Annotated in this window: 17 protein-coding genes; 6 read left to right on the plus strand and 11 right to left on the minus strand. The window is 63.9% G+C overall.

Annotated features, from left to right (window positions below; genetic code table 11):
• The 4 genes from NV1_RS31385 to NV1_RS31400 form a co-directional block, all read right to left on the minus strand.
• Positions 1–894 carry a bifunctional 5,10-methylenetetrahydrofolate dehydrogenase/5,10-methenyltetrahydrofolate cyclohydrolase gene (locus NV1_RS31385; protein ID WP_067899626.1) on the minus strand — a complete coding sequence of 298 codons (894 nt, stop codon included), beginning with the start codon at positions 892–894 and terminating at the stop codon, positions 1–3.
• A gap of 140 nt (positions 895–1,034) precedes the next feature.
• Positions 1,035–1,946: a formyltetrahydrofolate deformylase gene (gene purU / locus NV1_RS31390; protein WP_067899629.1), complete on the minus strand. Its 912-nt coding sequence runs from the start codon at positions 1,944–1,946 to the stop codon at positions 1,035–1,037.
• Positions 1,943–2,815, minus strand: a complete 873-nt coding sequence (locus NV1_RS31395; protein ID WP_067899630.1) for a methylenetetrahydrofolate reductase — start codon at positions 2,813–2,815, stop codon at positions 1,943–1,945. The genes purU and NV1_RS31395 overlap by 4 nt, the downstream gene beginning before the upstream one ends.
• Before the next feature lie 12 nt (positions 2,816–2,827).
• Positions 2,828–4,174, minus strand: a complete 1,347-nt coding sequence (locus NV1_RS31400) for an aminomethyltransferase family protein (protein ID WP_067899632.1) — start codon at positions 4,172–4,174, stop codon at positions 2,828–2,830.
• A gap of 76 nt (positions 4,175–4,250) precedes the next feature.
• On the opposite strand from NV1_RS31400, the gene NV1_RS31405 reads away from it, so the two are divergent.
• Positions 4,251–4,709, plus strand: a complete 459-nt coding sequence (locus NV1_RS31405; protein WP_169813452.1) for a MarR family winged helix-turn-helix transcriptional regulator — start codon at positions 4,251–4,253, stop codon at positions 4,707–4,709.
• 41 nt (positions 4,710–4,750) lie between these two features.
• Entirely contained in the window at positions 4,751–5,893 is a 1,143-nt protein-coding gene (locus tag NV1_RS31410) for an MBL fold metallo-hydrolase (RefSeq protein ID WP_067899635.1), read from the plus strand.
• Between the two features lie 194 nt (positions 5,894–6,087).
• On the opposite strand, the gene NV1_RS31415 is transcribed toward NV1_RS31410, so the two are convergent.
• The 6 genes from NV1_RS31415 to NV1_RS31440 all read right to left on the minus strand — a co-directional run bounded on the left by NV1_RS31415 (position 6,088) and on the right by NV1_RS31440 (position 11,454).
• On the minus strand, positions 6,088–6,771 hold the full coding sequence (locus tag NV1_RS31415; protein WP_157117483.1) for a hypothetical protein: 684 nt from the start codon (positions 6,769–6,771) through the stop codon (positions 6,088–6,090).
• 44 nt (positions 6,772–6,815) lie between these two features.
• Positions 6,816–7,319 carry a hypothetical protein gene (locus tag NV1_RS31420; protein ID WP_067899640.1) on the minus strand — a complete coding sequence of 168 codons (504 nt, stop codon included), beginning with the start codon at positions 7,317–7,319 and terminating at the stop codon, positions 6,816–6,818.
• 342 nt (positions 7,320–7,661) lie between these two features.
• On the minus strand, positions 7,662–8,879 hold the full coding sequence (locus tag NV1_RS31425; protein WP_067899642.1) for an FAD-dependent oxidoreductase: 1,218 nt from the start codon (positions 8,877–8,879) through the stop codon (positions 7,662–7,664).
• A 143-nt stretch (positions 8,880–9,022) separates the two neighbouring features.
• On the minus strand, positions 9,023–9,772 hold the full coding sequence (locus NV1_RS31430) for a dienelactone hydrolase family protein (RefSeq protein ID WP_067899706.1): 750 nt from the start codon (positions 9,770–9,772) through the stop codon (positions 9,023–9,025).
• 68 nt (positions 9,773–9,840) lie between these two features.
• Entirely contained in the window at positions 9,841–10,344 is a 504-nt protein-coding gene (locus tag NV1_RS31435; RefSeq protein ID WP_157117484.1) for a hypothetical protein, read from the minus strand.
• Positions 10,345–10,413: 69 nt separating this feature from the next.
• Positions 10,414–11,454 (minus strand): amidohydrolase family protein, encoded by a 1,041-nt coding sequence (locus tag NV1_RS31440; protein WP_218027254.1) that lies wholly within the window; start codon positions 11,452–11,454, stop codon positions 10,414–10,416.
• A gap of 87 nt (positions 11,455–11,541) precedes the next feature.
• Here NV1_RS31440 and NV1_RS31445 point away from each other — a divergent pair, with 87 nt between their 5' ends.
• From NV1_RS31445 to ltrA, 4 genes are all read left to right on the plus strand, one after another.
• Positions 11,542–12,456 carry a LysR family transcriptional regulator gene (locus NV1_RS31445; protein WP_218027255.1) on the plus strand — a complete coding sequence of 305 codons (915 nt, stop codon included), beginning with the start codon at positions 11,542–11,544 and terminating at the stop codon, positions 12,454–12,456.
• A gap of 223 nt (positions 12,457–12,679) precedes the next feature.
• Complete coding sequence (locus NV1_RS31450; protein WP_157117485.1) at positions 12,680–12,886, plus strand: hypothetical protein; 207 nt, start codon at positions 12,680–12,682, stop codon at positions 12,884–12,886.
• Between the two features lie 411 nt (positions 12,887–13,297).
• Positions 13,298–16,582: a protein kinase domain-containing protein gene (locus NV1_RS31455; RefSeq protein WP_067899648.1), complete on the plus strand. Its 3,285-nt coding sequence runs from the start codon at positions 13,298–13,300 to the stop codon at positions 16,580–16,582.
• Between the two features lie 651 nt (positions 16,583–17,233).
• Entirely contained in the window at positions 17,234–18,583 is a 1,350-nt protein-coding gene (gene ltrA, locus NV1_RS31465) for a group II intron reverse transcriptase/maturase (RefSeq protein ID WP_245714012.1), read from the plus strand.
• A 653-nt stretch (positions 18,584–19,236) separates the two neighbouring features.
• On the opposite strand, the gene NV1_RS31475 is transcribed toward ltrA, so the two are convergent.
• A complete protein-coding gene (locus NV1_RS31475) occupies positions 19,237–20,274 on the minus strand; it encodes an MBL fold metallo-hydrolase (RefSeq protein ID WP_067899657.1) in 1,038 nt (345 codons plus the stop codon).
• Positions 20,275–20,308: the final 34 nt, after the last annotated feature.

Genomic DNA, 20,308 nt, shown 5'->3' on the forward strand with positions numbered 1-20,308 from the left:
TCAGGCTGTCCGAGCAGCCATCTGGGGTTCGGGTACCACCGAGGAGGGCGAACTCTGTTCGGCGGCTGTAATGGTGTTCTCCAGCAGCATGGCGATGGTCATCGGCCCGACTCCGCCGGGAACAGGGGTGATGGCGCCGGCCACGTGCCGGACACGCTCGAAATCCACATCGCCGGTCACACCGTGCGGCGTCCGAGTGATACCGACGTCGATAACGGTCGCGCCCGGCCGGATATGGTCGGCGGTGATCAGTCCCCTCGCGCCGGTGGCGGTGATGACGATGTCCGCCGAGCTCGTGAGTCCCGGAAGGTCGCGTGTGTATTCATGGGCCATCAGTACAGTCGCGTCGCGTTCGAGCAGCATGTGCGCCATCGGTCGTCCGACGAGCGCCGAGGTCCCCACGACGGCGGCAACGGTGCCGCGCAACGAGATTCCCGTTTCATCGAACAGCCGCATGATTCCGGCCGGAGTACATGGGCGCCGCCCTGGCAGATGCCGGGCCAAGCGACCGGCGTTCACGGTGCCGAGACCGTCGACATCTTTGTGCGGAGGAATGCGATCAATGAGCGCTGCCGCGTCCAGATGGGGCGGCAACGGCAGTTGCAGCAGTATTCCGTGCACGTCCGTGGCGTCGGCAAGCCCGTCGATGACTCGTTCGACATCTTGTTGAGTGGAGGTTTCGGGCAACCATCGATGATGGTCGGCGAAACCACATTGCGCCGCGAGGCGTCGCTTGCTGTCGACGTAGACGTGGCTTGCGGGATCGGAACCGACGAGAATCGTTGCAAGACCTGGTGAGTAACCAGAACCCAGCCGAAGGCGGCGAGTACGGCTCGCAACTCGATCTCTGATATCTCTGGCGATGGCCGACCCATCGATGATGTTCGTCACCATGCTCAACCTTTCGTTAGGCTCGCTGGGTATGCCGGTAGCGGTCGCGCCCCCGGGCACCGGTATATCGAAAAACAGGGGACCGCAACGACTTTCGAGGGTCTACTTTTCCTCGAAAGTCGTTGTGCCCCTTGGGAGAATCGTCAGGAGAAGACCACGGTGTGATTTCCGGTACGGATGATTCGGTCTTCGCTGTGCCATTGCACGGCTCGGGCCAGAACGGAGCGCTCGACGTCGGCGCCGCGGCGTTGGAGGTCCGCGGTGGTATCGGCGTGGGTTACCCGCACAACATCCTGTTCGATGATCGGGCCCTGATCGAGTTCTTCGGTGACGTAGTGCGCAGTTGCACCGATCAATTTCACGCCTCGATCCTTGGCCTTGGCATACGGTCCGGCACCGACGAACGCAGGCAGGAACGAGTGGTGGATATTGATGATCGGGACACCGACCTCCTCGATGAATTCGGCCGAGATGATCTGCATATAGCGGGCCAGCACGACGAAATCGACGTTGCCCTTCAACAAGCGCAGATGTTCGGCCTCGGCAGCGGATTTGTCCGATCCGCTCGAGGGCACGTGGAAGAACGGTATGCCGAAGCTCCGGACTTCCTCCGCCGTGTCGGCGTGGTTGGAGATCACCATTGCGATCGTGACCGGAAGCTCTCCCCGTCGTTGCCGCCACAGCAGCTCCACGAGGCAGTGGTCGGATTTCGATGCGAAGATGGCGACACGTTTGGGAACGCTCATATCCCGGAGAGTGAACTCGAGATCGAAATCCCCTTCTGCCAGCCGTACGGTCAGTGCATCATCGATATCGGGTAGAACCGCGCTGAGGTTGGCGACGCTGAACTCGGTTCGCTGGAAGAATTCGCCGCCTCGCGGGTCATCGGAGTACTGGTCGAGCGAGATGATGTTCGCGCCGAACTCGCGCAGGGCCGCACCCACCACGGCGACAATTCCCTGGCGATCTTTGCCGTGGACGACAAGCGAGGCGATACCGTCGGCGGATTTGGTGGCCGTGCCCGGGATGTTGAGCATGTGCTGCGCAATTGTCATTGACCGGTGTCCTTCCTGAAGTCATCGACCCACTCGGCCGTGGCACGCATTCCACCGAAGGTGTAGAAGTGCACTCCCATACGTCCGTGCAGCGTCTGGTCGTACTCGGTGATGAGCTCGCTGATGAAACGGTCGGGACCGGCGGTACCCAGCAGGTTGGTGATGGAGAACCCGTACTTCTTGGCGATGCCGGCGCTCGTCCCGACACCGAAGCGCCTGCTGTAGCTGATCAGGCGTTTGACACCGGCTGGTCCCGCTACTCCCACCCGGATCGGCAGATCGATACCTCGTTGCCGCACCTGCACGATCCAGTCCAGGACAGCGTCGACATCGAACCCGAACTGGGTGATGATCTCGCCCTGCACATCGAGCGACGAGATCGCCGCAGCCTTCTGCTCGAGAGCTGACCAGAGAGTTTCCTCGTCGATCTGCGGATGTCCTTCGGGATATCCCCCGATGCCGATGCGTTTGACGCCGTAATGCTCCGCCATCCCCGACGTGATCAGATCGATCGCGCTGTCGAACGGCCCCTGGGCCTCGGACGGATCGCCGGCGATCAAGAACACCGACTCATGGGTGCTGTCCTCGCGAAGCGCCGCCATGAAGTCGTCGAGTTCGCGCTCGGACGCGATGCGCCGAGCGGAGATATGGGCGACGGGATCGAAACCCGCGGCTTTCACCGCGGCCGCGGCCTTGCGCCGCATCGCGAAGTCCTCGTTGCCGAGAAACGTCACGTTGACGTGTGTGCCCTGCGGAATCACCGGTGCCGCGTGACGCAGTGCATCGATATCCTTGGCCGTCATCTCCAGGGAGAAGTCGGCCAGGAGCCCTTCGCCCCGTACCGCGTTGTCAACCGACGCAATAGTCATGATGCTCGAGCCTCACGCCTTGACCGTCGCGTTGGAGCGGTATTGATTACGGGCGAACTCGTCGAAGGGCGACGGCTGGACGGTGGCACGGATGCGGGGGAAACCAAGATCCGCGTCGGGGGCGGTACCCGCCCCGGGATGCTCGCCCCACACGACTTCGACTTCGGTTCCCGGTGTGGCGTACTCGTTTTCCACCAGGGCGAGCGACAGAATGGTTTCGGCAGGGTCGATCATCGCTGTCCAGAAGGTGATTCCTGCCAGACCGGCAGCGGCTTCGATGCGGTAGCGGCCGTAGCTGAGATGGAACCCGCTGTCTGCGCCGAACACAGTGTTGACGTCATCGCGGTTGAACACCAGCGTCACGCGGGAGCGGTGCACTTTTTCCTTGGCTTCGAGCAGAGCGTCGCGACCGATGAAGTCGTGGCTGAACGAGATCGATCGACCGTAGCCGAGTTCCCAAGGCGAGCAGTAATAGCTCTCGATGTTCTCCGAGAAGTAGCTTCCGTGGAGCGGCTTCTGCCCTTCGTAGGAGAACAGGCTGATCGACCTGCGGTAGTCCTCGAGCGTGGGATCGGTGTAGATCGCAGGAGTAGGCGTAGGGATCCAACCGCTTTCGATGCCGTTGGTGAAGTACGCCAGGCCGCCTACTCGAACGATGTCCGAGGCGGCGCCTGCCTCCAGCAGTGCATCTTTGACGGCTTCGTGGTCCTCGTAGCGACCGATGAACTCGTAGCCGGCCTGTCCTGCCATTCCGTGTCGGAGTGCGCGGATCTGCCGGCCCGCCAGTGTCACACGCTGCGAATGGAAGAACCTGACGTCGGGCAAGGGGCCACCGAATGCCCGCTCGATGACTTCCATCGCGCGGGGCCCCTGGACCTGGTAGCGGAACAGCTTCGGGTCACGGTCGGTACGGACGGACGAGTCGGGATCCGTGTCGAATTCGACGTCGTATCCACCCTTTTCGCCCCAGTACTTCACCCAGCCCTGAGCGACGGGAACTCCGCTCAGGGTGTACGTGTTCTCAGCTTCACGCAACAGGATTCCGTCGACGATGATGTTGCCGTCCTCGGCGACGGGGATGAACTGCTTGGCCTGATTGATCGCGAATTTGTCGTAGTTGTTGGCGCTGAAGTCCCGCAGCAGGCGAGTAGCGTCCGGCCCGTCGATCCGGGTGTCGAACATGTGGTACGACAGATCGAACAGCGCCACGCCCGAGCGCCATGCTTCTTGCTCAACGCTCCACCCTGAGTATTCCGGCTCGACGACCGGCACAGCCCACGGCTTGACGCCAGGCTTCCATAAGAGATTGACGGCAGACCCGGCCCGTTCGATCCCATCCTGGACGCTTGGGTTGACCATTTGTGTGCTCCCTGTCACGCATTAAAGTATGTATGTGTACGAAATCATACGCAACAGAGTGGATAGCATGTCAAGCGTGACCGAAAAAGCAGATACCGTGGCAGACCGCATCATCGACGATCAGCTGGCCGACGTCGCCGATGCGATAATCAGCGTTGCACGCAAGCTGGCGTTGCGCAGCCAGGACGTTCGCGAAATCGTCCCACTCACAGGCACCGAGGCCGAGGTGGTTCGCGAGATCACCCGGAACCCGGGTACCAATCCCACACAGATCGCCGCGGCCACAGGCCTGCGGCGCAGCAACGTCAGTGCCGCGGTGCGGGTTCTCGAGTCGCGGGACCTCATCACCAGACAGCAACGCGCCGAGGACGCGCGCTACGTCCAGCTGGTCACGACCGAGTTCGGACTGGAAAACCTCCGGAAGATCCGTGCACTGTGGGCGCGGCGTCTGCGCACGGCGCCGACAGAACTCGTCGAACAGGCTGCGGCCCTTCACGACGTACTGATATCTCTGGACCGCTCCCTGGCCCGTTGACGGCCCCGTTGTGAGACCCGAGCCTTGGGAGGTCTGTCACCATGTGTGACTGTGGAATTCGTCCCCCCGGCAGTGATCTGCCGTTCGAGGCGAGTAGCTCGCGACTGTCCCGGCGAACTGCGCTGGGAGGAATCAGCGCGCTGATCGGCGGCTTGACCCTCGCGTGCTCGCAGTCGTCGAGTGGGCGTGGGGCGCGGTCCACTTCGCCGCCGAGCCGTGGCCTGGAACTGGTGCTGCTGGGGACCGCAGGCGGTCCCCAGCCCGACCGCTTCCGTCACGGAATCTCCAGCGCACTGGTGGTCGACGGCAAGGTCTACCTGATCGACGCTGGGCGATCGGCGCTCACTCAGTACATCACCGCCAACCTCGAGCTCGCCGATCTCGCGGCGGTGTTCATCACACATCTGCACGCCGACCATGTCGCGGACTACTACAGCTTCTTCTTGCTGGGCGGCAACACATCCCCCAAGATGGCGGACTCGGTTCCGGACCGCACTCCCGTGTACGGGCCCGGACCCGCAGGGGGCCTGACGGCGCCCTATGGGGGCGGGATGGCACCGACTCAGGCCCCGGCGAACCCGACTCCTGGATTGGCCGATCTCACTGAACGCTGCAACGACGCCTATGCCTACAGCACGAATGTCTTCATGCGTGACTCCCTCATCCGAGAAACCAGCAGCCTGATCGACGTGCATGAGCTCATGCCGCCGGCAACGGTCGGCGCCAGCTACACGAACGTGGCTCCTGCTATGCAACCGTTTGCGGTGATGGAGGACAGCAGGGTCAAGGTCACTGCGGTACTGGTTCCGCACGGGCCGGTCTTCCCCTCGTACGCTTACAGGTTCGACACCGACCACGGATCGATCACCTTCTCCGGCGACACCACCTACACCGACAACATTCCCACCCTCGCCCACGGATCGGATCTGCTCGTGCACGAGGCGATCAACATTCAGGGATTCAAGGGCGACGCCGGATTGACCAGTCATCTGCTCAATTCCCACGTAGAGGTCCAGAAAGTGGGGTCGATCGCAGCGAAATCCCAGGTGCCGCGGCTGGTGCTCAGCCATATCGGCGACCTCGTTTCGCGCACCATCGACGCGCGGCGGTGGACACAGTGGGCTCAGCAGGGCTACGACGGGAAGGTGCTCGTCGGCGCCGACCTGCAGCGCATCACGATCTGACGCGGTGCCCTCATGTTTGCGAGGCAGCCCCCGGTTGACAGCCGACGCACACAGGGAGTCTCCTGCCGGTACAGGCTCGGATCAGCAGGAAGTGACGACATGCACGAGATCGCCGATACCCGAAGCTCCGGGTAGCCGGCGGAACGGTTACCCGGAGCGTTCGGATCTACAGACGTCGGATGCTGCTGGACGGGTCAGCTGTGCGGTGCGGGGGTCGCCGAAGGCGCTGATCGCTGAGCCTGCAACTGGTTGTACTTTTGCGCGGTAACGGCCAGCCCCACCGGAATGCCGACGATTCCGGCGCCCAGCATTGCGCCGACCCCTGCTCCTATCGCCGCGCCGCCCACGCAGCCTCCGATCACGCCGGGTACGGTCAACACAGCAGCCGACATGACGGTGACCATACTGCCCATGGTCACCGCGCCCACGGGGCAACCGACAGCCGCGCCGACGAATCCGCCTGTCATGCCACCGATTCCGGCCGCGAGACCGGTGTACGCGCCGGCTTGCTGCCAAGCTGTGTGCACGTCACCGAGAACGTCGCCACTCGCGGCGGGGGCGGCGGGCGATGCGACCTGGGCCGAGGCGGGCGCGGCCGGATCACTGGCCACGGTCTGCAACGGCGTACCGAAAACCTGTTGCCGCGTGGCGTTCTGGATCGAGAGCTGTCCGTCGCGCATCGTCACCGCCGCGATCGGAGTGGTCAGCATCGAAGAATTGTCCGAGGCGGCACCGGCAAATTGAACGCCGGGCGCCACCTGGACGCCTATCTTGTCGGGATCGGCCGGCGGGGCGCCCGCATGCGCGGAGCCTGCACCCAGCGCGACGGCGACGGCGGTCAGTGCGGTGACAGTTGTCCCCGCGGTGGTGTATTTCATGGCGATACTCACTTCTGGTGACGAAATCCGGCGATCGCCGGGAGCTACTGGGCGGCGGGCAGCGGGGCGGAGACGAATCCCTTGGCGTGCAACTGGTTGTACTGGTCGGTGGCAGTGCCGACCAGCGGTGGTATACCGGTGACCGCGCCGCCCACCAATGTCCCCAGCCCGCCGAAGGCGGCACCACCGATCAGGCAGCCGCCGATGATGCCTACCGGTGTGAGGGTTCCGGCGGTCGCCAGGACGGTCAGCGTACCGCCGGTGATAGCGCCGATCGGGCAGCCCAGTGCCGCCCCGATCGCGCCACCGAACAACTTGCCATCGTTGGCGCCGTTGTTGAATGCCGCGCCGACCGCGCCGACCGCGTTGTCGATCGCGGCGCTACGATCGAGATCGCCTGGGGCAGGGGCGGAATCAACAGCCTCGGCCACAGCGGACGTTGTCGCCACCGGGGCCTGGACGGGTGCAGCGGTGGCTACGCCTACGGTAGCGGCCGTAGCGACCATCGCGAGCGCGGCCAGTGCCCCGGCTCGGGAGATATTGTTCATGACTTCTCATTTCGGATTATTTCTGATTTTCCCGGCCCGGTCCGGCCGGAAATCTGCGCGACTCATCGATCGGGTCGATGTCAGGTTCGTCGAGCGGTTTCGCCGTCGGGCTCTTCGCCGACGGCAGGCGCTCGGTGTGCCGTTGCTACGCCGAGCCATGGTTATGCACGGGTCGCACCACCGTGCCGTTGGCCCGGAGCTCCCCTCCGCGCCCCGGTGGTAAATGACGGCGGCGTGGCTGTTGGCGGTGGTGGGCATCATCGGCCAGTCGCCCGGCGTGCCCAGCACGGAGCCGGTGCGAAGCCCACCGGAGATGGTGGGCTTCGCGTCCACTGTGGCCGGTTATTCGGGCAGGGGGTGGTGTCCGATCACCTGTGTGCCCACGGCGGCGGACTTGCGGACGGCGGTGAAACCGTAGTCGCGCATGGCTTCCTCGTAATCGCCGATACCATCCAGGAGGGCTTTCTTTCCCTGGCTGACGGCCAGGAGTTCCTCGCCCAGGACGTGCGCGTCGCGCAGCGCGGTGTTGGCGCCGATCCCCAGGGCCGAGCTCATGGCGTGGATCGCGTCGCCGATGACGGTCACGTTGGTGGGTTCCCAGGCATCGGTGGGCACACAGCTGCGCAGGGTCAGTGCTTGCACGGTTGCGGTGTCCCACAGTCGCACCGTCTCGACCAGGGCTGGATGCCAGGATGCGAGCCGCTGCAGCACGTAGGCCTTGAGTTGCTCCGGGCCGGCGGTGAAGAGTTCGGCGTCGGGGAGCATCCGGTCGGTGAGCGAGTTGAAGATGCTCAGCGCGTAGTTCTTGCCGGCCTCGTCCTGGAAATCCTGTTCCTGCTCCTTGACCAGCGGCGACTCGGGGTCGGTGCGTTCGAGTGGGCCGAAAGTGAGCCCGTCGTGGTGGCTGTCGAAGGCGAGGGAGAACGTGTTGAACAGCTGCTGCGGCAGCCTGGCCCTGGTGTCCTGGGTGAGCGGGATCTTCGCGGTGATGTGCCGTGAACCCAGGTCCACGACCCGGACCTGCGGGAGCCGCTGGGTCCGCACTGCGGAGTTGACGCCGTCCGCGGCGATCAGCACGTCGGCCTCGATGGTGTCACCGTTGTCGAGGCACACGGTCACCGTGGAGTCCGGGTTGGTGCGATACCCGGTGACCGCCACACCGAACCGAACGGTCTTCTCCAAGCCGATGTGGAGGATACGGCGCAGGGTCGAGCGGCACATCACCATATGTTCCGGGATGTCCTCGGTGGGGGTGCCGGTACCGGTCATCCCTGTTGTGTCGCGGGCCTGGCGGAGGTTGAATTGGTCGTCGAACAACAGCATGTCGTCGGTGGGCCGGCCCGAAGTCGCCAGAAACAGCTCCCACAGTCGCGGTTCCAGCGCGGCGTGCAGTGCGGAGGTACCGGTGGAGTTGATGTGCAGCCGGTATCCCGGGTCACGTGACGCCAGAGCGGGGTCACGCTCGTACACGGTGACATCCAGGCCATTTCGGTGCAGGTGGTGGGCCAACGTCATCCCGGCGAGTCCGCCGCCGGCGATGACGATACGCAAATTGGACACAAGTACTCCCTGTCAGAGGTTCTACTGGGGAGCACACTGGGTCCTCTCTGCGGAGAGAATGTTGAACATGACCCGGAGAAATTCCATGGGCCACATTTCCGGACTACCAACCGGGACGCAGTTTCGTGTGCTTTTGAATGATATCAGTCGGATTTCAGTGAGCGTTGGAAGAGAGCCAGCAGCGCCTCCCAGTGGCGTTCGGCGGCGTCGGGGTGGTATGCGGCGGTGTCGGCTTGGGTGAAACCGTGGTGGGCACCGGCGTAGACCTCGCAGCGGTGGCGCACACCGGCGTCTGCGAGTGCCTTCTCGAGGCGGTCGACCTGCTCGGGCGGCAGCGCGCTGTCCTGGTCGGCGTGACCGAAGTACAACTCCGCGGCGACGCGGTCGGCGAGCAGGTGTGGGCTGTCGGGCTCGGTGCTGGCAAGGTTCCCGCCGTGGAATCCGGCTGCGGCGGCGACGCGGCCGGGGTGGGTGGCGGCGGTGCGCAACGCCAGCCCGGCGCCCATGCAGTAGCCGGTGACCCCGACCGGCCCGTTCGTGGTCAGCGGCGAGTCCGCGAGCCAGCGCAGGTACGCGTCGGCGTCGCGCATCACCAGTTCGGGTGTGAGCGACCGCATGATCGGCCCGAGCCGCTGGAAGATCTCAGGCCGCCGCGAAGGGTCGATGAACTCGGGCAGGTCCACCACCGGTGCCCGGCCGTGCCGGTAGAACACGTTGGGCACCAGGACGGTATAGCCGGCCGAGGCGAGCCTGCCAGCCATCACCTTCAGATGTGGCCGCAGCCCGAACGCGTCCATGTAGAGCAGGACACCAGGATGTTGGGCGGTGTCGTCCGGGTAGGCTAGATACGCGTCGGCGAATCCGTCCGGGGTGGGCACTTCGACAGTGGTCATGTTCACCTTTCTCTTCTTTCGGGGTCGTGACGGCTGCGGGTCGGTGCCTCGCGGCCGGTGCAATGTTGTCAGCGGAGGATCTCGACCAGCGCCACCCACGCGTTGAACAAACCGACCGCGAACGCGAGCAGGGTCCCGGGGAACAGCCAATACAGCCCGCCGCCGATTCCGACCGCGTAGCACACACCGGCCGTGGTGATCAGCAGCGGCGAGATGACCGTCAGCACCGCCATGCCCAGCGCGTGGCGGCGGTATTCCGGCCGATCCCGGTGCACCCCGTGGTGGCGCAGCACTACACCCGCCACCACCAACCCGGCCACAGCCAGTTCGCCGCCGGCCAGGCGGTGGTCCTGAGCAGGTACCAACAGGATGGTTCCGGCCATGAGCACCCCGATGAACAGGCTCAGCGATCCGGCCAGCCGGGACACCACAGGGGGCATCTGGAGGATCTCGCGAATGTTGATCGAACAGGCAACCACGAGCAGACCGGCCAGCGCAGCAGCCGCACCCACCTCCGCCACCGCGAAGCTTTCCCAGGTGGTCTGGTCGTACCCGGCTGTCATCGTATTCATCACCACCTTCGGACCATCGGCAACAGGGAACCCTCGGGAAATCGACACAGCTGGACTCACGCACCTGTGTCAGGACAGGTTGAACAATTTTCGCGCGTTCTCGCCGAGAATCAGCGCCTTGTCCTCGTCGCCGATGTCCAGGTTCTTCACGTAGTCGACGCCTTGGATCATCCATTCGTGCCGGACCGGGAACGAACCCCCGAACAGGACATTGTCCGCACCGTAGACGCCGATCGCGCACTCCAGTTGTTTCGTGCCCCATGCCTGGGGGCAGGAAATATCGAAGAACAGGTTGTTCTTCAGGTAGCTCCGGTAGATGTCGGTGTCCGTGTCGAAGCGGTCCAGGGTCTCCTCGGTGGCCGACGGTCGCGGAAGCATGCCGTCTTGGTAGGCGTAGAAGGCACCACCCAGGCAGGTGTGAATGAATTTCAGATTCGGGAAGTCCGCGAAGATGCCGCTGAACAGCTCCCGGCCCACGGCGGTGGCCTGGTCGACGCACCGGCCGTAGAACCGGCGCATGTTGTTGAACGAGTACATCGATCCGTAATCCACCGGCAGCTCGTTGTGGTGGACCACGACCGGCAGGTTGAGGTCGTTGAGCACCTTCAGATACGGCCGGAACGCCTCGTCGTCCAGGTACAGGTCCCCGTAGTGGCTGGACAGCTCGACGCCCACCATCCCCAACTCGCCAACGCACCGTTCCAGCTCGTACACACAGTCCTTGGTGGCCCATGGTGGCACGCAGGCGACAGCGCGTAGTCGGCCGCCGCTTCGTTTCACCGTGTCGGCCATGCTGTCATTGACGATCCGGCAAACCTCGATCGGCAGCCACATGTTCCAGACCGGCAGGCGCAGAATCGCCAGGTCCACCCCGCCCTCGTCCATGGCCGCCAGTTCACTCTCCAGTGTGTAGGCGCCGTCGACCGGGTGCAGATTCGGATAACCCTTCGGTTTCTCCGCGACGATCTGGCGCCGGTCACTCCCCGGAACGGTGCTGAGGTACGCAATTTCGCCGTACTGCCGGGGCACACACGAGATAAAGGCTTCCAGCAGCTTCTCGTTCGTGAACAAGTTCTCGGGAAAGTGATGCATGTTGATATCGACAATCACGCCATCAACGATCCGCTGCGCATTATTTGATGTCAATTGCAATCTAGTTAGCACAATACTTGCGTCTCGTGCAATATCCTGTCCGATGTGGGCGACTTCGATCTCAACCTGCTGGTGACCCTCGATGCTCTGCTGTCCGAAGGCACCGTCACCGCCGCCGCCGAGCGGCTGCGGCTGTCCGTACCCGCCACCTCCCGTGCGCTCGGCCGACTCCGCCGCGCTCTCGGTGACCCGTTGCTCGTCCGGGCCGGACGGGGAATGGTCCCCACCCCGCTCGCGTCGGCGCTGGCACCGCAGGTTCGGGCGCTGCTCGCGGAGGTCCGCGGCCTGGTCGACGCCAGCCGAGCAGCCGACCTGGCCCGGGTCCAGCGCACGATGACGATTCGCTGTGGCGACACGTGGACCGCCGTCCTCGGCCCCGACCTGCTGGACGCCGCCCGCCGCACCGCGCCCGGCATTACCCTCCGCTTCACCGACGAAGGCGAGGAGACTGTCCAGGCACTCCGCAACGGCTCGGTCGACCTCGACGTTGGTGTCCTGCGGATTACCGCTCCCGAGATAGTGGTTGAAGAGCTCTACCAAGAGCCGTTCGTGGCCGTGGTGGCGCCCGACCATCCACTCGCCGCCGAATCCGGACCCGTCCCACTTACTAGACTGTGCGACTTCCCACACGTCACGGGTACCCGACGCGGCCGAACCCACGGACCACTGGACGCCGCCCTCGCGGAAGCCGGGACACCGCGCCAGATTGCGGCCGAAGTGTCCAGTTTCACTGCCATAGCGTTCCTGATCTTTTCCACCGACACCGTCGGATTCCTCGGCCTGGGATTCGCTCGCCGCGCCGCCACCACGATGGGCCTGGACATCCTCAACGTCGCAGCCGATCTGCCGCCACTGGTCATCTCAGCCGCCTGGCATCCGAGGCAAGCCGTCGACCCCGCACACCGCTGGCTGCGCACCAGCGTCCGAACGGCCATCCAGAATCATTATGCCGATATCTGAACGGTCCCCGGGTAACAGCGAACGTCCTCGATGGCGCCTGGCCCGCGCGCCGCAGTCGATGGACCGTGCGGTCATACGGCATACCCCGACTCGCGCTGGGCCACGCACAGGAACGGGTGTACGCTTGTCGCCGCCTACCATTCGGATCCGCTCGGGCTCGGCCCGCCACGACAGCCTGTTCCCTCGGGCACCGTTACCCGCATGCATGGCCGCGTATCTGACCATGACTACTGCCCACGTCAACAACGTCTTCATCCGATTGCTCGGACGGCGGAGAACGCGGGAGGCCCGTGTCGGGTGGTGCGTCGACCGGCACCGGCCCATCGTCTGGTGTGAACTGCTGTTCGGGTATGCCGTATTTCTCCTGTCGGCAGAAGCCGCGGAGAACATCGGCGGCGGCGCGAGGGGCGGCCACGTCTCCGCGCAGTAGCAGCGTTGCGACGACAGCTTCCCTCACATACGGCGAACTCGCTGATCAACTGGGCATCCGTCACGGATTCGAGTGTCTCCGAGATGCCTCTCCCGTCGAACCTTCAGGCTCGCGCCGGCTCCCGCCGGGGACCCGTCAGTGCGACGATGTCGAACCGCCGGGTGGCTGCCAGCCTGCCCTTAATTCGGCCAGGCCATCGGTCGTGGTGCCGCCACCACTATCGAATCGGTGCGTGAGGCGATCGCGCCGTACAGATGCACTGTGTAGAGGAACATCGCTCAATAGGATTGCCAGGCGCGCAGAGCACGTAAAACCAGACTCTGTGAGGGTACATCAGCGATACGCTGGCAGTTGACGAAGGAGTGAACCCAAGTTCCTTAACAAAGAGTCTGGTTGAACGGTCCGCGATAGATGACAGATGCCGATCCGCTGCGCACTTGCCGTGAGGTGACAACGTCTGTCACGGACGAGTTGGGCTCGGCCGGTTTCGAAGACGCGCTAGAGATCGGCCGCGGGGGGTTCGGTGTGGTCTACCGATGCGCGCAGGTCGCGCTCGACCGGACTGTGGCGGTGAAGGTCCTCACCGCACAACTGGACAGCGAGAACCGGGCCCGGTTCTTACGAGAGCAGCGGGCGATGGGTCGGCTGACCGGGCACCCGAACATAGTCACTGTCCTGGAAGCCGGCACCACTGCCAGCGGACAGCCCTATTTGGTGATGCCGTATTACCCGCTGAATTCTCTGGATGCGTGGATTCGCCGCCATGGCCCGCCGGCGGTCGAGAAGGCGTTGACCATCGGGGTAAAAATGGCCGGCGCACTCGAAAGCGCGCACCGCCTCGGCATTGTGCACCGTGACGTCAAACCGGGCAATATCCTGCTCACCGACTACGGTGAGCCAGCTTTGACCGATTTCGGCATCGCGCATATCGTCGGCGGGTTCCAGACAAGCGAAGGCACTCTAGTCGGGTCGCCGGCGTTCACTGCACCGGAGGTCCTCGAAGGAGAGGCTCGCACGTCGGCTGCAGACGTCTATGGGCTCGGTGCGACCTTGTTCTGTGCCTTTACCGGGCATGCGGCTTTCGAGCGGCGCAGCGGCGAGAAGGTGGTAACCCAATTCCTACGGATCACCACTCAGCCGGTACCGGACCTAAAGGAGAACGGCATACCGCGTGATGTGTCAGCTGTGGTGGAATCTGCTATGAGCCGAAACCGCCACCAGCGGCCGTCAGCCGCGGCATTCGGCGAGGCCATTCGCGAAGTTCAGCGACACCACGGTCTCCGAGTAGACGAGATGGCCCTGCACGGCGAGCCGGCACCTGTGTACCCGCATCCCAAACAACGCTTGCGTACTCAGCGAGCCGAGTCGGCGGCAATGGGCCCAGGCGGCGAAGGCGACTTGCCGCTCGAGCTGACAAGTTTCGTCGGTCGCCGCACCGAAGTGGCCGAGGTGCGGAATCTGCTGTCCACGTCGCGGCTGGTGACTCTGACCGGCACTGGAGGTGTTGGCAAGACGCGGCTGGCACTGCGGATCGCCTCGAGTGCACAACCATTCCCACATGGGGTGTGGATGGTCGAACTGGCCGCCGTATCCGATGCTTCCCTGCTGGTCGACGTGGTTGCGGTGAGGACGGGCGCGCGAGAGGAACTGGGAAAGGCGTGGCTCGATGTTCTGGTCGAGTATCTAGGCTCACGGAAGGCGCTGCTCGTGTTGGACAATTGCGAGCACATTATCGACGCCGTCGCGGAGCTGACCGGGACATTGCTACGCAGCTGCCCGAATTTGCGGATCCTGGTTACCAGCCGCGAACCGCTGAACATCGCTGGCGAAGCCGTGTTTCGACTGTCGCCGCTGGCAGTCCCCACACCGGCCCAGAAGCCGACTCTGTTGGGACTCGCCCGCTTCGACGCGGTCACTCTGTTCACAGACCGCGCGGCGGCTGTAGTTCCAGGCTTCGAGCTCGACGAGGACAACAAGTCCGCCATAGCTCGGATCTGCGCCCGCCTGGACGGACTGCCGCTGGCGATCGAGTTGGCAGCAGCCCGGATGCGCACCATATCGCCGCAGCAGATGCTGAAACGATTCGATGATCGGTACGCGCTGCTCACCCGCGGCGCCCGCAATGCCCCCGCCCGGCAACAAACCCTGCGATGGTGTATCGACTGGAGTTACGAACTATACACAGCTGTCGAACAGCGGCTGTGGTCCCGCTTATCAATTTTCGCCGGAAGCTTCGAACTCGACGACGCCGAGCAGATTTGCGGCACCGACCTGACCCCGGACAGTCCGCTCGACGTATTGTCTTCTTTGTTGGACAAATCTATCTTGATCCGTGAGGAGACACCGTCCGTCGTACGTTTCCGGCTACTCGATACGCTCCGACACTACGGCCGCGAGAAATTGCAGGAATTCGGCGAATACGACGACCTCCGGAGGCGACACCGTGACTGGTACCGGCAGTTGGCGTTGAATGCTGAAGCCGAGTGGATCAGCGCCCGACAACCGGACTGGATTGCCAGACTCGAGCGGGAGCAGCCCAATCTGCGAGAAGCGCTCGAGACGTGTTTGTCCGAGGAGACCGAGGAAGCTGCCAGGGTAGGGTTGAACACCGCTGCGGCGTTGTATGAGTTCTGGACATTTCGTGGCCTGTTCGGCGAAGGCCGGTACTGGATCGATCGTGTCCTGGCCCACTCCCGCACACAATTGACACCCGACCGCGTCAAAGCGCTTTGTGTAGGTAGCCAACTGGCCGCAGAACAGGGCGATTTCGAAGGAGCCACCATACTCCTGAACGAAGGTCGAGCACTTTCCGAACAAACGCCGGCCGGGGCGGTCGACGCGCGCCTGGACTACTCCGCTGGGGTTCTCGCGCTCGTCCGGGGAGAATCCGCTACCGCAGCCTCATCGTTCGAACATGCCTTCGACGCCCTAACGCCAGACGAGGCCACCGAACTGTGCGTCAGCACCCTGACATTGCTCGGTCTCGCCTACGAAATGCGCGGTGATATGACGCGCGCAACCGAGCGCTACCGTGAAGTGGTTTCGATCACCGAAGCGCGCGGAGAACTGCTTTTCCGATCTGTTGCGCTGCGCGGCATTGCCCTTGCCGCATGGCAACAAGATGAGCGAAGCCGCGCGCAACAGCAACTCCTGGAAGCTCTCCGACTCAACCGGCTGCTGCGCAGCCCGGTTGCTACGGCATTCAGCCTCGAGGCGCTGGCCTGGACTGCTAGTGCCGACGGCGCTGTCGAGCGTGCCGCTGTTCTGATGGGAGCCGCAATGGGACGCCTTTGGCCAAGAGGACACAACGTGAAGGCTGTTTTCCCCAACATGTCACGCTTCCACGAAGAATGCGAGCAGAGAACGCGTGACGCCCTTGGCGCACATCGATACGAGGCCGCTTTTCGGCGGGGGCATGCAATGAGCATCGACGCTGCTATCGCCTACGCACTCGGAGAACATTCCGCAAAGCCAATGAGCGAATCTGCCCACTCCCTTAAGCTAACCAAACGCGAGCGACAGGTTGCCGGTCTTGTCGCCAAAGGACTCAGCAACAAGCAGATCGCCGCCAAACTGGTCATCTCTCAGCGCACCGCTGAAGGCCACGTCGAACACATCCTGACCAAACTCGCATTCACCTCACGTGCCCAGATCGCAGCCTGGATAGCAGAAGATGCGAAAGGGGAGGCGCTTTAGCCTCGATCTTTCTCGCGCCCAGCAGACAGGAGGTGACCTGGTGTAGGTGACCTGTTGTTGTCAGCTCGTCGTCGCTTGCCGGTGGAAGTCCGGTCCGGGTAGCTGCCAGGAGGCCCGGTAGCAGGCTGGCGGCTCGGTTTGGAAACGCGCCGGGTCGAAGCCCAGCGTCAAAAGTCCTGTCAGGGAGAGCAACCGAGCGGTCCGTAGCATGAAGCGAAGCCTGCGGCGTCGTTAGAGGTCCTGCCCGTGAGGGTGGGGTGCAGGGAGTGCCGAGCCGCCGAAATCACGGTGAAGGCCATGGAAGGCGTCGAACACCTGGAAGCGCAGACGCTGAAGAACTCCCCGGCGTACGGGGTGCGGAACGTTCGGATAGTGACGGCGGGAACTGGGGAGGCCCTCCCCGGCCCGGTGACCTGCGGAAAGGTGTTGCCGGAGCGAGGCGCTCTATAACCGATGACCTCGGGAGATGAGTGGTCTGCCGGGTGGGCGTCGGAGGCGGCCATAGTACTGATCGAGCCGAGCGGACAACAGAACCGCTGGTGAGGGAAGGGCCGCTGCTTCGTCGATGTGTCATGACTGTTGAGAGGGGCCTGGTGAGTGCCTTCCACGGCTAGTTCCGCCACGTTGGGATCGTTGGATCCGGTTCGGGCTTTGCAGCATGCGCTTTACCGGGCGGCCAAGGCCGATCCTGGGCGACGGTTTCACTTGTTGCGGGACAAGGTCTTCCGCAGAGATGTCCTGTGGCGGGCGTGGGTTGCGGTGCGCGCCAATGGCGGTGCACCGGGTATCGACAAGACCACCTTGTTCGAGGTCGAGCAGTACGGGGTCGAATGGCTGCTCGGCGAGCTGGCCGACGGATTGCGGGCGGGGACGTATCGGCCGTTGCCGACGCGCCGGGTGTGGATTCCCAAGCCGGGCGTGAAAGAGCAACGGCCGCTGTCGATTCCTGCTGTTCGTGACCGGATCGTGCAGTCGGCGTGCAAGATCGTGCTCGAGCCGATCTTCGAAGCCGACATGCGGGACTGCTCGTTCGGGTTCCGCCCGAAGCGCAGTCCGCGCGATGCCCTGCAAGTCCTCGTTGACGAGGCGTGGCGGGGTCGGCGATGGGTGGTGGAAACGGATATCGCCGAGTGCTTTTCGGCGATTCCGCACGAGAAGTTGATGCAGGCGGTCGAGGAACGCGTCAGCGACCAAGCTGTGCTCAAACTCTTGCGCGCGATGTTGCGTGCCAAGGTGATGAGCGACGGGATGGTACGGCGTGAGGTGACCGGAGCCGCGCAAGGCGGTCCGATCAGCCCGTTGATGTGCAACGTGTACCTGCACCGGATCGACCGGGCATGGGACACACGCGAGCACGGGGTGCTGGTCAGATTCGCCGATGACGCCGTGGTGATGTGCCGTTCGCGGCAGCAGGCCGAGGCCGCGCTCGCGCGGCTGACAGCATTGCTGGCCGAGCTGGGGTTGGAGCCGAAGGCTGCCAAGACCCGGATCGTGCACCTGACCGAAGGTGGTGAGGGCCTGGACTTCTTGGGCTTTCATCATCGTTGGGTGCGCGCGGAAGGACGTACTGGTGGTAAAGGCGTTGCCTTCCTTGCCCGCTGGCCTGCGGACAAGGCGATGCAGCACGCCCGCAACCGGATTCGGGAGATGACCGCCCGGCGGCGGACGGGACTGCGAGTCGAAACGATCGTGCAGGAGGTGAACCGCTTCCTGCGCGGGTGGGCAGGGTATTTCCGTTACGGGAACTCCTCCCAACGTTTCGAGAAGATCAGGAGCTATGCGTTGATGCGGATCGCGGGGTTCCTCGCCAAGAAATACAAACGCCCCCGGGCGTTCGGGCGGTGGGTGATCGCGTTCGCGTCCGACGACCAGCTTGGTCTGATCCGCCTTGACGGGACCGTGGTCGCGCCCAGGCCATTTCGGGCCTGGCGGGTGGTGCCGAATGCCGGCGGTGAACGGCGTCGGCAAGCCGTGTGCGGGAGAACCGCATGCACGGATTGACGGGCGGGAATTGGAGACGGAACCAGATCGGTCATGGTGTCGGAGAAGAACGACCGGGAGGGAAACCTTCAGGTCACAGCGGCTCCGTCGCCTACCATCGGTTAGCGGTCACCGCGCCAGTTCTCGACCCTCCGCCGGGCCTTCGGCCCGGCGTTACCGGTTTCGGATTGGTTTCCGGTGGCTCGTGAGCGGCCGGTGGGCAACTCAGGATAGCCCGGTCAGCGGGTGGCTGCCGGGTTCCACGGGCCCGGAGGAAAGTTCCTTCGATCGTTGTCCGAAGCTGGACGCGGCCCGTCGCGAGCACGGTCTGGTCGTGACCGGGACGTATAGGGCGGTGGACGAGCCGCACACGGTCGTCGTGGTGATGGATATGGCCAGTGCGGATTCGGCCCGTGTTTACGAGGCCTCGGCAACGCTTGCCGAGGCGCGGGAGCGGTGCGGCGCGGTCGGGTTTCCCGATGGTGTATGGATTGCGCCGACCGTGATCGGGAATCCGCACCAGAATTCGGGCGACGGCGGTTCGCAAGGCATGCCCAGACCGGCGTCGGGGTCTAGATAATGGTCCGGGCGCCGTTCGGGTGTCAGCCGGCGGCCGGGCCGTTTGCGGGCTGGTATCTGGGTCCCGTCCATGAGCATTTGGTGGCTGGTGTTGATCAGGCGAGTGCGTATCGACGCACCGTATCGGCATCGTCGTACGCCAGCCGACCCAGCAGTGACAACATGTCCAAGTGTGCGTCGATCTCCGCGATGGCGGACATCTGGTGCTCGAGTGGCAGCTCGTCGAGCCGCCGGGCCCGGCGAGTCCACCGTAGTGCCTGTGCGACCTGATAAGCGGTGGTACGGCCTTTGGTCACTTCCTGGCAGACCTCGTCGAGTCGCTGCTCATGGTGTTCGAGCAACTCTTGGACCCGGGCGTGTGCACTGGTGGTCACCGGGCCGTGCGACGGTAGCAGTGCTCCGTCGGGGCGGCCGAGGATCAGCTGGAGTGATCTCAAGAACGACCGCAATGGCTGTGGCTCCGGGGTCCTTTCGAAGCCGATGGATGGGGTGATTGCCGGCAGGATGTGATCGCCTGAGAACAGCACTCCGGCATCCGTGTGATGAAAAACCACGTGGCCACGCGTGTGTCCCGGTGTGGCGACCACCTCCAATGCGCCATGTCGAAGCGCAACCCTGTCGCCCGTCGACAGCCATCCGTCGGGAGTTCCGAATGCGATGCCTTTTTCCTCCGGCGGATCGGGGCATTCGGCGAGATTCTGAGCCAGATTGTGTGCGCCGCACCGCAACATCAACCGCGCATGATTGGGGAAGCGTCCGCCATCGGCACCGCCGATGGCCTCCTCGATGCTGTGCCGTTCTTCGGTGCCGGTCAATAGCTTGCTGCCAAGTGTTGTTCTCCAGGCGAAGGCTTGCGAGTAGTGGTCCCAATGGTGATGGGTAGCCAAGCACAGAGTGATGTCATCAGGGCGATGGCCGAGTTCGCGAAGTGCGGCTGTCACAGCACGTTCGTTGTCGGATCCGGCCCAGCCGGGGTCGATGAAGATCAGGCCCTGCTCACCTTCGAGTAGGTAGGCGTTGACGGCGGAAAGCCCGTTCAGCGGCAGAGGTAGCGGTATCCGATGGATGCTCGGCGCTACCTCGTATGCGCCCGACTCGGTCCAGTCATCGGGCTGTCCGACGAGTTGTGTCATCAACCGGCTCCTCTGTCATCGTTAGCCAACCTTA

Origin of the sequence: Nocardia vaccinii NBRC 15922, from assembly GCF_001613305.1 — a bacterium.
Lineage (GTDB): Bacteria > Actinomycetota > Actinomycetes > Mycobacteriales > Mycobacteriaceae > Nocardia > Nocardia vaccinii.

Bases quoted from the DNA above. Each gene is read 5' to 3' on its own strand.
- NV1_RS31385 (WP_067899626.1), bottom strand. From the start codon at position 894: ATGGTGACGAACATCATCGATGGGTCGGCCATCGCCAGAGATATCAGA.
- purU (WP_067899629.1), bottom strand. From the start codon at position 1,946: ATGACAATTGCGCAGCACATGCTCAACATCCCGGGCACGGCCACCAAA.
- NV1_RS31395 (WP_067899630.1), bottom strand. From the start codon at position 2,815: ATGACTATTGCGTCGGTTGACAACGCGGTACGGGGCGAAGGGCTCCTG.
- NV1_RS31400 (WP_067899632.1), bottom strand. From the start codon at position 4,174: ATGGTCAACCCAAGCGTCCAGGATGGGATCGAACGGGCCGGGTCTGCC.
- NV1_RS31410 (WP_067899635.1), top strand. From the start codon at position 4,751: ATGTGTGACTGTGGAATTCGTCCCCCCGGCAGTGATCTGCCGTTCGAG.
- NV1_RS31415 (WP_157117483.1), bottom strand. From the start codon at position 6,771: ATGAAATACACCACCGCGGGGACAACTGTCACCGCACTGACCGCCGTC.
- NV1_RS31420 (WP_067899640.1), bottom strand. From the start codon at position 7,319: ATGAACAATATCTCCCGAGCCGGGGCACTGGCCGCGCTCGCGATGGTC.
- NV1_RS31430 (WP_067899706.1), bottom strand. From the start codon at position 9,772: ATGACCACTGTCGAAGTGCCCACCCCGGACGGATTCGCCGACGCGTAT.
- NV1_RS31435 (WP_157117484.1), bottom strand. From the start codon at position 10,344: ATGAATACGATGACAGCCGGGTACGACCAGACCACCTGGGAAAGCTTC.
- NV1_RS31450 (WP_157117485.1), top strand. From the start codon at position 12,680: ATGACTACTGCCCACGTCAACAACGTCTTCATCCGATTGCTCGGACGG.
- NV1_RS31455 (WP_067899648.1), top strand. From the start codon at position 13,298: ATGACAGATGCCGATCCGCTGCGCACTTGCCGTGAGGTGACAACGTCT.
- NV1_RS31475 (WP_067899657.1), bottom strand. From the start codon at position 20,274: ATGACACAACTCGTCGGACAGCCCGATGACTGGACCGAGTCGGGCGCA.